General features: G+C 55.9%; 13 protein-coding genes. 5 read left to right on the top strand and 8 right to left on the bottom strand.

The genetic code is table 11. The annotated features are described in order from the left end of the window. Positions 1–15: 15 nt before the first annotated feature. Positions 16–846: a CPBP family intramembrane glutamic endopeptidase gene (locus tag SynPROS91_RS01800; protein WP_186517911.1), complete on the top strand. Its 831-nt coding sequence runs from the start codon at positions 16–18 to the stop codon at positions 844–846. Here the strand turns inward: SynPROS91_RS01800 and SynPROS91_RS01795 are convergent. Beyond that, complete coding sequence (locus SynPROS91_RS01795) at positions 810–2,414, bottom strand: photosystem II high light acclimation radical SAM protein (protein ID WP_186517909.1); 1,605 nt, start codon at positions 2,412–2,414, stop codon at positions 810–812. The two genes, SynPROS91_RS01800 and SynPROS91_RS01795, sit on opposite strands and share 37 nt — an antisense overlap. Positions 2,415–2,577: 163 nt before the next feature. Here SynPROS91_RS01795 and psbA point away from each other — a divergent pair, with 163 nt between their 5' ends. Beyond that, on the top strand, positions 2,578–3,657 hold the full coding sequence (psbA, locus tag SynPROS91_RS01790) for a photosystem II q(b) protein (protein WP_006854385.1): 1,080 nt from the start codon (positions 2,578–2,580) through the stop codon (positions 3,655–3,657). Positions 3,658–3,736: 79 nt separating this feature from the next. On the opposite strand, the gene SynPROS91_RS01785 is transcribed toward psbA, so the two are convergent. The 4 genes from SynPROS91_RS01785 to SynPROS91_RS01770 all read right to left on the bottom strand — a co-directional run bounded on the left by SynPROS91_RS01785 (position 3,737) and on the right by SynPROS91_RS01770 (position 7,133). Continuing rightward, positions 3,737–4,222 carry a hemagglutinin gene (locus tag SynPROS91_RS01785; RefSeq protein ID WP_186517907.1) on the bottom strand — a complete coding sequence of 162 codons (486 nt, stop codon included), beginning with the start codon at positions 4,220–4,222 and terminating at the stop codon, positions 3,737–3,739. Positions 4,223–4,258: 36 nt separating this feature from the next. Beyond that, positions 4,259–4,681, bottom strand: a complete 423-nt coding sequence (locus SynPROS91_RS01780; protein ID WP_186517905.1) for an OsmC family protein — start codon at positions 4,679–4,681, stop codon at positions 4,259–4,261. 89 nt (positions 4,682–4,770) lie between these two features. Further along, positions 4,771–5,580, bottom strand: coding sequence for an HAD-IIB family hydrolase (locus SynPROS91_RS01775; RefSeq protein WP_186517897.1), 810 nt, complete (start codon positions 5,578–5,580; stop codon positions 4,771–4,773). Next, positions 5,577–7,133, bottom strand: a complete 1,557-nt coding sequence (locus SynPROS91_RS01770) for an alpha-amylase family glycosyl hydrolase (RefSeq protein WP_255439862.1) — start codon at positions 7,131–7,133, stop codon at positions 5,577–5,579. The genes SynPROS91_RS01775 and SynPROS91_RS01770 overlap by 4 nt, the downstream gene beginning before the upstream one ends. Before the next feature lie 285 nt (positions 7,134–7,418). Here SynPROS91_RS01770 and SynPROS91_RS01765 point away from each other — a divergent pair, with 285 nt between their 5' ends. From SynPROS91_RS01765 to aroC, 3 genes are all read left to right on the top strand, one after another. Beyond that, positions 7,419–8,699 carry a glycosyl transferase gene (locus SynPROS91_RS01765; RefSeq protein ID WP_186517895.1) on the top strand — a complete coding sequence of 427 codons (1,281 nt, stop codon included), beginning with the start codon at positions 7,419–7,421 and terminating at the stop codon, positions 8,697–8,699. A gap of 112 nt (positions 8,700–8,811) precedes the next feature. Then, positions 8,812–9,288 (top strand): cupin domain-containing protein, encoded by a 477-nt coding sequence (locus SynPROS91_RS01760; RefSeq protein ID WP_186517893.1) that lies wholly within the window; start codon positions 8,812–8,814, stop codon positions 9,286–9,288. 71 nt (positions 9,289–9,359) lie between these two features. Further along, entirely contained in the window at positions 9,360–10,448 is a 1,089-nt protein-coding gene (gene aroC, locus SynPROS91_RS01755; protein WP_186517891.1) for a chorismate synthase, read from the top strand. 12 nt (positions 10,449–10,460) lie between these two features. Here the strand turns inward: aroC and SynPROS91_RS01750 are convergent, their stop codons facing one another. The 3 genes from SynPROS91_RS01750 to ftsH3 are packed head-to-tail and all read right to left on the bottom strand — an operon-like array spanning position 10,461 to position 13,578. Then, positions 10,461–11,060, bottom strand: coding sequence for a hypothetical protein (locus SynPROS91_RS01750; protein WP_186517884.1), 600 nt, complete (start codon positions 11,058–11,060; stop codon positions 10,461–10,463). Between the two features lie 39 nt (positions 11,061–11,099). Further along, the gene (locus SynPROS91_RS01745; RefSeq protein WP_186517882.1) at positions 11,100–11,750 is read right to left on the bottom strand and encodes a bifunctional 4-hydroxy-2-oxoglutarate aldolase/2-dehydro-3-deoxy-phosphogluconate aldolase; all 651 of its coding nucleotides are present in this window, start codon (positions 11,748–11,750) and stop codon (positions 11,100–11,102) included. Further along, the gene (gene ftsH3 / locus SynPROS91_RS01740) at positions 11,725–13,578 is read right to left on the bottom strand and encodes an ATP-dependent zinc metalloprotease FtsH3 (RefSeq protein ID WP_186517881.1); all 1,854 of its coding nucleotides are present in this window, start codon (positions 13,576–13,578) and stop codon (positions 11,725–11,727) included. The genes SynPROS91_RS01745 and ftsH3 overlap by 26 nt, the downstream gene beginning before the upstream one ends. Positions 13,579–13,580 lie beyond the last annotated feature (2 nt).

The following is a 13,580-nucleotide window of genomic DNA, read 5'->3' as shown; positions in this document are numbered from 1 at the left end:
ACCTTTTTTGCAGCGTTGACGACGTCCTGGTTCACGCTGAAACCACGCTGGATCCCCACCGTCACTCTCATTCCTGTCCTCTACGCCGTGGGTTGGTTGGTGTTGCAACCCATCAGCCTGATGGTCCCTGGACGAGAGATTCCTTCTCAAGACTTGATCGGCACAGGAATCAGTGTGTTGCTGTTTTTGCTGATCCTGCCCAAATGGACGCGCACCCGCTGGGAAACGCGCCATCCATGGCGACAGCTTGGACTCAAGGCGGCAGCCCATGGGCCGAGTAGCAGCCGTTCTTTTCTGATTGGCCTGGGATGGGCCGCCGTTTTGTTACTGATCATTTGTGTGATCAGCTTGGGAGGTCAGTGGGGGCAATGGCTTGGCGATTTCAGTGCTGACAAACTGATCAACGCCCTTCTCCTCTGCTTTGGCGTTGGCCTGATCGAAGAGCTGGTATTTAGGGGCTGGCTTTTGGGCGAGCTGAATCTGCTGATAGGGGCGAAGCGAGCGGTCCCCGCTCAAGCAGTGATTTTCAGCCTGGCGCACACCCGATTCGATTTGGGATTTTGGCCGATGCTGGGCCTATTGATAGGCCTGTTTTTACTGGGAATGGCCCTTGCAACACGCCGGCGACTCGACGGCGGCTCACTGTGGGGATGCGTCGGGCTGCATGGTGGATTGGTTGGCGGCTGGTTTGCGCTCCAGTCCGGCTTAATTCAGTGGTCCCCAGAATCTCCGTTTTGGCTGACAGGCCCTGGAGACAATCCACTAGGAGGCATGGTGGGAATCATCTGCTTCGCTGCATTACTCAGCTTTCAGCTGACGGCATTGGCCAAAGCGGCGCGTCCCTGAACAGGAGCACGCAGAGCTTGATCGAGGGGCGCAACTCCGTAATCCCTCTCAAGAAGCTCCATCACCGTTTTGCCAAAACGACTGGGATCACGATCAAACGCTTCAAGGCAAACCCTGCCGAACGTGCTGCCCATCGGCTCAGGATTCCAGAGGAGCTTGCGTGCCGTCCAAGGCATCATGCTCATCGGGTTGTAGCCAGGCTTGATGAGGCCTTGATCGAAGCCGTATTGCTCTAGATGCGTATGCGGCTGCAAGCCGATAAAGAAAATGGCAGGCTCAACTCGATCTTCACCAAAAATCGCTTCAAGTTCACGGTGATACGCCACGGTTTGCCGAATCGTTTCCGGCCGTTCATCAATCACGTTGAAGGAGTAATTCACCGACACGTGATCGCGGAAGCCCGCCTCGGCCAGCATCCGGCAACTATCCAAAACAGTGCGCAAGTTGTACCCCATGCGCATCTTGCGCACGAGCTCCTGGGACCCTGAGGTAATACCAATTTCGAAATAACTCATGCCCGTCTCAACCATCAACTGAGCCAACTCAGGATCCAAGTTGTCGGCTCGGATGTAGGCCGCCCAACGAATCCCCGTTAAACCTTCAGCCTTAATGGCACGCAACAGCTCTTTGGCATCCTCGATGTATTTGCGAGCGGGGATGAACTGAGCATCGGTAAACCAGAAGCCACGCACTCCACGGTCGTAAAGCTGACGCATTTCGGCGACAACTTCCTGCACAGGATTCACCAGCACTTGCTTGCCTTCCACAACGGTGTAAACGCAATAGCAACAGTTGTGGGGACAGCCTCGTTTGGTTTGAACGCCAACGTAAAAGTCTCCGCCCTCCAAGTACCAATCCAGCTGTGGCCAGATGGAAGCGATGTAGTTGTAATCGCAGGCGGTTTTGGGCCTGCTCTCGGGTTGCTCGTGAATCAAACCCGGACGAGGTGCCTCTCCCACAACAAAACATCGCTCTCCATCAAGCGGTTGTTGAGCCAGGAGCTTTTCTAGAAGCGGTTCACCCTCACCGATTGAAATGATGGTGCCCTTGGGCAAGGACCGGCCCAGCTGTTCATAGAAAACGCTGACCGCGCCTCCACCAAGAACAGCTCGCGCCTCGGGACGATGGCGACGCGCCCTTTTCAAACCATGGCGCACCAACTTCTGATTGCGATGAAGCTCGCCGTAATGACTAGTCATTAAGCGCAATCCACCCAAGGCCCCTTTGATGCGCTTCAAAGGGTTGCGTGCGTAGAAAACTTCAAATGAGTTTTGAAGGGGGTTCCCACCCCTGCCATCCACAGGTGCATAGATCTGAATGTCTCTCCAGGAGAACACCAGCAGCGTGGGTCGAAACTGATCCACCACGTTGAGCAGAACACCCTCTACATCAAGAACCGGCAGGGCTGCCAAATCAAGAATGCGCTGAGGCAAATCCGGGAAACACTTGTGCAGGTGATCAGCCAAATAAATCGGGCCAATCGGAAAAATCGGATTGCAGGGCAAACGCACAAACAGGACCCTTTCGCCTGCTGCCCTTGAAGTCTTTATCGGCGCTGCGTTGCTCATGTGCGGACGCTAACAACTGCATCAGCTGCAGCGCCCGGCCGCGGACTTCAGAATTGCTTCATGAACGAGCGGTTACAAACCGCAAACTTGCTTTACAATGCGTTTGGCGGGGCAACCTGCCCTTCCGTAACCGTCTCCTTGCGAGACCTTCTTTTCCGTTCTCATGACTACCACCATCCAGCAGCGCTCCGGCGCTAACGGCTGGCAGCAGTTCTGTGAGTGGGTCACCTCCACCAACAACCGTCTTTATGTCGGTTGGTTCGGTGTTCTGATGATCCCCACACTGCTTGCCGCTACCACTTGCTTCATCGTTGCTTTTATCGCCGCACCTCCGGTTGATATCGACGGCATCCGCGAGCCTGTTGCAGGTTCACTGATGTATGGCAACAACATCATCTCTGGTGCTGTTGTTCCTTCCAGCAACGCTATTGGCTTGCACTTCTACCCAATCTGGGAAGCTGCCTCACTCGACGAGTGGCTCTACAACGGCGGTCCTTTCCAACTGGTTGTTTTCCACTTCCTGATCGGCATCTACGCCTATATGGGACGTGAGTGGGAACTTTCCTACCGCTTGGGCATGCGCCCTTGGATCTGTGTTGCATACAGCGCACCTGTTGCTGCTGCATCTGCAGTGTTCCTGGTCTACCCCTTCGGTCAGGGTTCGTTCTCTGACGCCATGCCTTTGGGCATCTCTGGAACCTTCAACTACATGTTGGTCTTCCAGGCTGAGCACAACATCCTGATGCACCCCTTCCACATGCTTGGAGTGGCTGGTGTCTTCGGTGGTTCACTGTTCTCCGCCATGCACGGTTCATTGGTGACCTCCTCCTTGGTTCGTGAAACAACCGAGACCGAGTCCCAGAACTACGGCTATAAGTTCGGCCAAGAAGAAGAGACGTACAACATCGTGGCTGCTCACGGCTACTTCGGTCGCCTGATCTTCCAATACGCCTCCTTCAACAACAGCCGTAGCCTTCACTTCTTCCTTGCAGCCTGGCCTGTTGTCGGCATCTGGTTCACCGCTCTTGGCGTGTCAACCATGGCCTTCAACTTGAACGGCTTCAACTTCAACCAGTCGATCCTTGATGGTCAGGGCCGCGTCCTGAACACCTGGGCCGATGTTCTTAACAGAGCTGGACTTGGCATGGAAGTGATGCACGAGCGCAACGCTCATAACTTCCCTCTCGACCTGGCTGCTGCTGAGTCCACACCTGTGGCTCTTCAGGCACCTGCAATCGGTTGATCTGGAAATCATCCAAAGTTCAGATCAACTGAACTAGAAAGCTCCCGCCGAAAGGTGGGGGCTTTTTTGTTGTGATGGCTCAGTGAGTACGGCAAATGTTGCCGTCTTTCCAACTCCATATCCATGGAACAGAGGCTTGTGCCTGACGGAGATCTTCTCGAACCTCCAAGCTCACGGGAATGAAATCGGTCTTGAAATCAAACTGGGAATCGCGCAGAGATTGGTTCAACACGATGCTCCCCGTTTCACCAGATATTGAGCGGTGATAGGTGCCTACAGGAATCTGAAGCGCACCCATCTCCCGGATCAAATGAATGACGTGATGGGACTGATCCCAAGCAGGGTTCAACAGAACGAAAGTGCGCTGTCCCTCAAGCACCAAATTGTGATCCACTTGATGCTGGTGGACGTAGTACTGCTGAAATCCATTCGCATCGGGTGGTGACGTCGCTGCACCCCGGTGAACAACAACATCGGTTCCATTGGTGCCAGACACACCTGCATCGAAAAAGGTGACAGACGGTGTTTCGCGAAAGACGTGAATCGGTATGAATTGGAGTCTCATCAAAATCTCCTCGCCTGGATGGCGTTGATCAATCAACTAGAGAGCCTTAGGACTTGCGTCGCTCCAGATCAAGTCAATCGTGATTGAAGCGTCGAGGTTTCGTTTCACGGGGCAATCATTCGCGACCCGCTTCAACAAGGCCTTTTGTTCCTGGCTAAGGGCAACAGGGAGGCTGATCTGAGCTTGAAGGCTTTCAATGCGGCGCGGTCCCTCGCTTGTCATTGTTTTTTCAACGATGACGTTGGCGTCAACGAGGTCCCAGCCGCGACGCCGTGCGGCGATCCCCATGATCGTCAAAATGCACGTCCCAAGGGCTGACGCCAGTAGGTCAGTCGGCGAAAAGCTTTCGCCAAGGCCATCATGATCAGTTGGTGCATCGGTCTTAAGGACGGTGCCCGAGGGACCGTGCTGAGCCGTGCAGTGCAAGTCACCGGTGTATCGGCATTGAATCGCTGTCATCCGTGCTTGATCGTGTCTCTGATCAAGTCTGCTCCCGTTCAAGGGAGATCTTCACTGGATCTTTGAAGAAAAGAGTGAAGTGTTCAGCATCAGCACTGTGCGTTGAGAACGTGCTGAAAGACCGCCTCTGCCCAGCCCTGCGCATGGCAAGCAGGCGCCAACTGGTAGCGGCCTTGAGCAATGGCTTCAGCAAAGACCGGGTGGGGGCCATTCGCACCAGGCACAACAACAGAGAGATCACCAGCCTCTAGGAGGGGCTGGTCATTGGGAGAGTCACCCAGTGCGAGCACCCGCACTGGAGAGCCACCACTGCGCTGCTTTAAAACCTCAAGGGCTCGACCCTTGCTGACCTCTGCGCCGAGCAGGTGACCCATACGGTTGCCCTGAACGACAGCGAAACCAAGCCGATTGGCGAGATCTGGCAAGCGTTGCCGCGCTGACGCAGAAGGGGGCACAAAGGGCAAACTCCAACGCCTCTGACAAGCCAGCTGCAGCGCTTCGCCCTGCAGACCAAGAAATTCCAACGCCTCTTGATCCGAGAGCGCATCAATGGGTTGCAACGGCTCACCAAGCAACTGCGCAAGCTCTCGCAGAACCGGACGAAGCTCGGCCACAGGGCATCCCAGCGCAAGCTCCCATGGCTCGCCATCACTGGTTTGCCCATGAATAGCCCCTCCGTTTTCAACGATGAACGGATCCTTCAACCCAGCTGCAGCCCTAAAACTTTTCACCTCCTCCGCCGTTTTGCTCGTACACGGGATCACGGGAATTCCCTGCAACTGCAAGCCACGGATCGCCTCCCGTGCCGGCTCCCAGTTGTAGGCATGGTCCATCAGGGTCCCATCGAGATCGGTCACGACCCACCAGGGGATTGAGTTCAGAGAATCTGTTTTGTTCATCGAATCAACCAATGCACAGCAAATGGCTCAAGGTCGAGAGCCGTTTGGCCCGCAACGAAAGAATGCCCGGTCAACACGTCATGCCAAACAGATCCTGAGGAATCAGCCAGGGTGCTCAAGGGGAAACTGAGGCGGACATCACTGAAATTGTGAATCGCAAACAGAGTGCTTGCCCCTTCCCCCCTCCGCAAAATCACCACATCAGAGCGGCCTTGACTCAGGACCGTCATCGGGGCAAAGGGATCTAACGCCGCCTGGCCACGACGGACAGCCATCGCTTGTTGCAGTGCCGCCACCACCTGACTGGTATCGCTTTCGAGATCCGCCAATAATCGCTCTAAACGGTCGAGTTGAAACTGAGGACGGTTGAGATCGCGCCGATGACCGCTAATGCGAAAGCGAGCATTGTCATTCGGAGTTGCCAGTAATGCCGGCAGGTAGAACGCAGGCACACCGGGCAACGTCAACAGCAGCAACTGCGTCAACAAAAAACGCGCGCGTTGATGGTGTGATGGATCCCGCCCTGGAGCCGCCATGGCACTCCACCAACTGATGTTGATCTCATAGGGAACCTCCAGTCCATCGGCCAAGCGCCGGTGACTCACCAAACCACCCCGCTGCTCGCATTGCTGCAGCAACTGAAGCAATCGATCGGATTCCATCAAACCTTCAAGTGGCCGCAAACCAATCCCGTCGTGACAGGCCGTGAAATTGAGCAGCCCTGTCTGTTGTGGGAGCTGAGGCCAACGCGCTAGCCAGTCGTTCAGCAGATCAGCACGACGACTGAGACAGGCCTCGAGGACAAGCGGAGGCAAGGGAAAATTATAGGCGAGGTGCGCTTCTGAACCAGTGGTCAAATAAGACAGATTTTCCTGCTCGGGAACATTCGTTTCCGTTACCACCACTCCCTGAGGACATCGCGATTCCAAGAGAAGGCGCAACACTTCCACCAACCGGTGGGCCTGAGGCTGATGGATGCAGTCACTAAAGGGCTGCTTCCAAACAAACCCCACGGCATCCAGACGCAACCATTGGACGCCATAACTGCAAAAAAGATCGAGCAGGCGTGTGAATCCCAGCAACACCTCAGGCTCTCGCCAGTTCACATCCACTTGATCGGGCCCAAACGTGGTCCAGACCGTTTCTGGCCCCCGATCTGTCGCCAGAGTGGTGAAGAGAGCGGAACTACGTGGACGCACCACCTTGTCCCAACAAGGGTTGGGAGCAGCAGCCAACACACATTGCGCTCCAGGTTGCTCTCCCTTCTGAAAAGCCCGAACCCAGGGGTGAGACGCTGAAATGTGATTGAGGACCAAATCAGCCATCAACTGGCGACCTTCCGCCAACGCGGCTAAATCATTCCAATCACCAAAGCGTTGGGCAATCTCTTCATGACTGGCAACGGCAAACCCTCCATCACTGGTTGCGCGCAAGAAGGGCAAAACATGCACAACCGCTGAGAGACCGCTGAAATGCTCGTGCAGTAGGGCCTGCAAACAACGGAGCCCCGGCTGATCATGGGCACTCACCGTATCGGCGTAGGCAATCAACACACAACTCGAGGAATCCCAACGCGCACCCTTTGCCGTTGCATCTGTCCTTGCGTCTGCAGACCCAGGATCAAGCGACTCTGAAACGGCCTCTCTGACCTAGACCGCTCGGAATGCAGCAATTGCGACGACAAGCGATTGAGATCCTCAGAAGAATGGTGTTCATAGAGCTCCGTCAGAAGCGATGGCAACCACTCATGCGCCATTAACTGCTTCGACACCATGCCTTTGCCAATTGCAAATGGTATGGAACAGAGCTCCACAACTTGTTGTCGCATTGATCACCGCATGGATTTTCAGCAGGGATTAATCGCCACGATTCACGACTATGGCCTCGGGAAACTGGATCTCCCAGACTTTCGCCGTCAGCTCAGTCAACGGCCAACATCCTTGTTGATCCCTTGCCTGATGGAGGAATTCAGCCGTCCTGCGCTCGGACTGATCCGTGAGGTTCTGTCAGAACTAAGCGGCCTAGAAGAACTCGTGATCGCACTATCCGCAGATAACAGCGACGACGTCGCTGCAGCGGAAGCATTCTTTTCTGACATGCCATTCCCTGTGCGCGTGCACTGGACGAATGGTCCTGCCGTTGCCGAATCACTGCAGTCACTTCAGACCCTCGGCCTCAACGTGACCGGACCACCTGGCAAAGGCTGGGCTGTTTGGCAAGGGCTTGGTGTGGCTTGCAGAAACGCGGAGATCGTTGGACTCTTCGATGCCGACATCCGCACCTTTTCACCGGCCTACCCCCAAAGAATGCTGCGACCGTTGCTGGATCCCTCGCTCGGTGTGGCCTACGTGAAAGCGTTCTACAGCCGCCTTTCGCTCGAGACCCAAACTCTCCATGGCAGAGCAACTCGCCTTTTCGTAGGTCCACTCCTCACCAGCCTGGAGCAGATCTTTGGCCCGATGCCATATCTGCGCTATCTCCAATCCTTCCGCTACCCGTTAGCCGGCGAGTTCGCGTTCACCAGAGATCTGGCCATGAATTTGCGCATTCCCTCCGACTGGGGACTCGAGATCGGTTTGCTTTCAGAGGTGTATCGCCATGTAGCTCCTCGACGCATCGCCCAAGTGGATCTTGGACTGTTTGATCACAAGCACAAAACACTTGGCAATGCTCCTTCCGAAGGCTTGCAACGCATGGCCGGTGAAATTTTTGCCACGGTGCTTCGTGGGCTCATGGAGCATGAAGGTCGGATGTTGTCTGCAGACCAGATCCCAACCCTTGAAGTGCTGTTCCGACGGGTCGGGGAAGACCGTGTTCAGCAGTTTGGCTTGGATTCAACCATCAATCGTCTGCCATACAACCGACACAGCGAGGAGCTTGCGGTCCAAAGCTTCGCCACCTTGTTGCGTCCCAAAGTGGAGGAATTGATGGTGGCGCCTGTGGCCCATCAGCTGCCGAGCTGGTCGAGGTTGCTGTGCTGCACCGAGCGCTTACAAGCAGACCTCACCGAAGCAGGCCAGCAACGAAACACCATTGCAGCGCCCAACAGAACGCCACGAACTCATTACCGTCGCCCCCTAAAGGCCTGTCCACCTAGACGTCCTGCCGCAGCGGCATGAATGAGCTTTGCCCGTTCCATTCAGGCTGAGCAGAGCATGGGCTTGAAGCAAGCCATACCAAAAGCCTCTGCCTAGGCCTGCTTCGTGATCACAAGGGAGGAGGATGAAGCTCATGAATGAACGCAACCCAGCTGAAGTCGTTGAAAAGCTGGTTGAGGAATGGAAGCTGCAACCGCATCCTGAGGGTGGCTGGTATCGCGAGCTGCATCGGAGCTCTTTGCTCGTGGTTCGACCTGATCAGCAACAGCGCTGCGCCATCAGCACGATCTTGTACCTCTTGGATGCAGGATCGCTTAGCCGCTGGCACAGGGTGAGCCATGCCGATGAGGTATGGACCCATCTGCAAGGAGCACCCCTAAGTCTGTGGTGCCTCAAGCCGGAGGCTGATCAGGCCACTCGAGAGGTGTTGTCGATGCACAACCCTGTTCAGGTGATTCCAGCGGATCACTGGCAGGCCGCTAAGGCTGAAGGTCCTTACAGCCTTGTGAGTTGCTGTGTTGGGCCTGGATTCAGCTTTGAAGATTTCACCATGCTCAGAGATCTTCCAGACAGCGAACGTCCAACGGCAGCGCTACCTGATCTGCTCTGAGCTCTGATTAGGGCAGGCCACAGCTCAAGATTGAACCCGACTGATTACGCTCATCCCAGCAGGGAGGCCCCATGGGCAGCAGCTTCGGAGAACTATTTCGGATCAGCACCTTTGGGGAATCGCATGGTGGAGGCGTGGGCGTGATCGTGGATGGCTGCCCGCCCAGGCTGGAGTTAGACCTTGAAGCCATTCAGGCCGACCTCGACCGCAGACGGCCTGGTCAAAGTCGTATCACCACACCGAGGAAAGAAGCAGACCAGGTTGAGATTCTGAGCGGATTACTGGATGGGGTCACCCTGGGCACACCAATTGCGATGGTGGTGCGCAACAAGGACCAACGACCTCAGGATTACAAAGACATGGAAGTGGCCTTTCGCCCCTCCCATGCCGATGCCACGTATCAGGCGAAGTACGGCATCCAGGCACGCAGCGGCGGCGGCAGGGCCTCTGCGCGGGAAACGATCGGACGGGTTGCCGCGGGAGCTATCGCCAGGCAGCTTCTCAGGAAAGCGAATGGCACCGAAGTGATCGCTTGGGTAAAGCGAATCCACGATCTCGAGGCGAGCATTGATCCCAGCTCAGTCACACCCGAACAAGTGGAAAGCAATATCGTGCGCTGCCCTGACCCAGGGATGGCCGAACAGATGATTGAACGGATTGAAGCGATCGGCCAAGAGGGAGATTCCTGCGGCGGAGTGATTGAGTGCGTGGTGCGGCAAGCGAGCACAGGGCTGGGAATGCCCGTGTTCGACAAGCTGGAGGCTGACCTCGCCAAAGCCGTGATGTCACTGCCCGCTACCAAGGGCTTTGAAATCGGATCAGGCTTCGCAGGCACTCTGCTGAAGGGCAGTGCCCACAACGATGCCTTCCTACCCACCCAGGACGGAAGCTTGCATACGGCCACGAACTATTCCGGAGGGATTCAGGGAGGAATCAGCAATGGGGAAGCAATTGTGATCCGCGTGGCCTTCAAGCCAACAGCCACCATTCGCAAGGAGCAGCAGACCATCAACGCGGCAGGGGAGGCCACCACGCTCTCAGCCAAAGGACGCCACGACCCTTGTGTCTTGCCAAGAGCCGTTCCGATGGTGGAAGCGATGGTGACCTTGGTGCTCGCCGATCACCTGCTCAGGCAGCAAGGGCAGTGCAGCCTCTGGTGATCTGAGCCACCCCTAGCTTCTGGCCGGAGATTGAATCCCATTGCTGCTCGCCAACTGTGCTGCTGCTTTCGCCATGCGCCCAGCCGTCGAGCGAGCCGACGTTGACTCAGGACTCGACTTACGGGCATGGCGTGCCTTACGAGGTTTGCCAACTGACGCCAAGGAGGTGGTAGACGTTTCCGCTGTCTTGGCCACCCGAGCTTTGGCGACCCGCGAGGAAGAGGCGGCTCGTTTGGTTTTCGTTGAGGTCGTGGTACGGGCGGCAGCAGGCTGAGCAGCCTTCACAGCTTTGCTTGTTTTGCTGGCTTGACGCGGTTTGGAGGCTTGGCGATTGCGATGACTCAACACCATCACCCATTCCTCATCCGTCAGGGATGCAGGCTTGCTTCCATGGGCAGTGGCCAGCTTTGCCGCCTTCTCAATGTCTTCAATCAGATTGATCCAAGAGGTGGCAAAACGCTTATCGGACTGAGAGCGCGCACCACTTTCAACCAAGGTTTCAACCACGCCAGCTGCCGTGACCTTTTTACGGCGACGATTAAAGATCTCTTTCTGCAATTGCGCGATCAAAGCATCCGCCTTGTCGCTCAGCTTGATGGATAACTGAGACATCCGAATTTGAATCACTATCCCATCTGTAGCAGATAAGACTCACGTCAACCAATGACGTAGGTCGTCGACGGCGGCCGTGGTATTGAGCACGCCGCGACCGAGGGCGATGGCGTCGTAACCAGCCGATAGCCACGGATCCAAGTCGGCCACAGTCAAACCTCCAGCCGCAATCATGAAGGGCAGATCCCCCATCGGCGCTGAAATCTGCCGGTGGTAATCGAGGCCCAGCACAAGCGCTGGAAACAATTTCACAAGATGGCAACCAAGAACCAACGCCTGCCGAATTTCGGTTGGCGTCATCACACCAGGAACGAGACAACAGTTGTGTTGATGGGCCATCGAGACCAGACCCTGATCCAACAGCGGCGACATGGCATAGGGCAAATCGAGATCGATGACCGCCTGGAGACCGCGTTGAGACGTGACAGATGCCACTCCCAGCTGAACGGTTGGATGCCTCAGACGGATCGTCGCTATCAGGTCACTCCAACGCAAGTGATCCATCCAGGCAATTTCAATGTGACGGACACCCAGATCAACCAATTGATCGAGGCGATGACACAACAGTGACTGTAAAAACGGCCCAAGGAGATCACTCTCCTTGGGCCGCAAAACAATGATGAGTGGCTGACGGCGCAAAGAAGCCATCAACCACTGCTGACGATCAGACGTACTCAGCAATTCGTACATCACGTCGGATCAACAGATCCTGTAGTTCCTGAGAATCCACAGTTTCGCTTTCAACCAGCATTTCAGCGAGCTCATCAAGCACAGAACGGTTGTCGTTCAACACCTTGGTGGCACGGTGATAGGCCACGTCAACAAGATCCGACACCTCGGAATCAATCGTGGCGGCGGTGTCCTCTGAGAAGTCACGTTCAGCCGCGATGTCGCGACCCAAGAACATCCCTCCTTGCGCACGGCCAAGGGCAACAGGACCAAGCTTGTCGCTCATGCCAAAACGGGTAACCATTTGACGGGCCACGGAAGCCACCTGTTGGAGATCATTGGAGGCACCCGTTGTGACCTCGTCTTCTCCGTAGACGATTTCTTCTGCAACCCGTCCGCCCAACGCCACAGCCATTTGGTTCTGGAGATAGGTGCGTGAGTAAAGACCAGATTCCATCCTTTCTTCGCTCGGAGTGAAGAAGGTCAAACCACCGGCGTTGCCACGGGGAATGATCGAAATCTTCTGAACGGCGTCGTAATCAGGCATCAGTGCACCCACCAGGGCATGGCCTGCCTCGTGATACGCAACCAAACGCTTGCGACGCTCGCTCATCACCCGATCTTTCTTCTCGGGGCCCACCATGATGCGCTCGATCGCATCACTAATCTCGTCGTTGCTCACCTCAGTGAGTTGGCGGCGGGCGGCAAGGATGGCGGCTTCATTGAGAAGGTTGGCCAAGTCAGCACCGGTGTAACCAGGGGTGCGGCGAGCCACCTTGTCGAGGTCCACATCCTTCGACAGCGTTTTGCTGCGGGCGTGGACGCCAAGAATTTGGAGGCGACCGGCGTAATCAGGACGATCAACCGTGACTTGGCGGTCGAAACGACCTGGACGCATCAGAGCTGAATCCAACACGTCAGGGCGGTTGGTTGCCGCAATGATGATGATTCCGGTATTGCCTTCAAAGCCATCCATCTCCGTCAGGAGCTGGTTCAAGGTTTGCTCCCGCTCATCGTTGCCGCCGCCGAGGCCAGCGCCACGCTGACGACCGACAGCATCGATCTCATCGATGAACACAATGCAAGGTGCATTTTTCTTGGCCTGCTCAAACAGGTCGCGAACACGGCTGGCACCAACACCAACAAACATCTCCACAAACTCAGAACCTGAGATCGAGAAGAAGGGAACACCGGCTTCACCGGCCACTGCTTTGGCGAGCAGGGTTTTACCTGTACCGGGAGGACCAACGAGCAAACAACCCTTAGGAATTTTTGCTCCTACAGCGGTGAAACGATCTGGATTCTTGAGGAAATCAACCACCTCAGTGAGCTCAAGCTTGGCGCCTTCAATTCCAGCGACATCGCCAAACGTGATTTGAGTGGTGGGCTCCATTTGGACCCGAGCCTTGCTCTTGCCAAAATTCATGGCTTGGTTTCCACCGCCACCGCCACCTCCCTGGGCACGGCGGAACAGGAAGAACAGACCGCCGAGCAGTAACACCGGGAAGATCAAACTGGTCGCAGCTTGCTGCCAGGCGCCTGGCTGACGGGAGGGCTGCACAACAATGTCAACGTTGTGATCCGTCAGCATTTTCAGCAGATCCTTGTCGGGAGCGAGGTTGACCTCCGCACGACGACCATCGGTCTCAACGATCTGAGCAGTTCCACGATCGGGAGAGAGCAAAACTCTGCTGACCTGGTCTTCCTGAACAGATTCCACAAAATCGCTGTACCGCAGCGTGCGAGCTGCCGTTGCAGGGTCGGGACGGTCAAGGAACGCCGTACCCACAACGATCACTACCACTACGAGCAGGACGTAGAGCCCCACATTGCGCCAACGCTTGTTCAAGG

It is taken from the genome of Synechococcus sp. PROS-9-1 (genome assembly GCF_014279775.1).
Lineage (GTDB): Bacteria > Cyanobacteriota > Cyanobacteriia > PCC-6307 > Cyanobiaceae > Synechococcus_C.
Note: the sequence above shows the minus strand (reverse complement) of the source record. Positions and strands in the feature narration are given on the sequence as shown.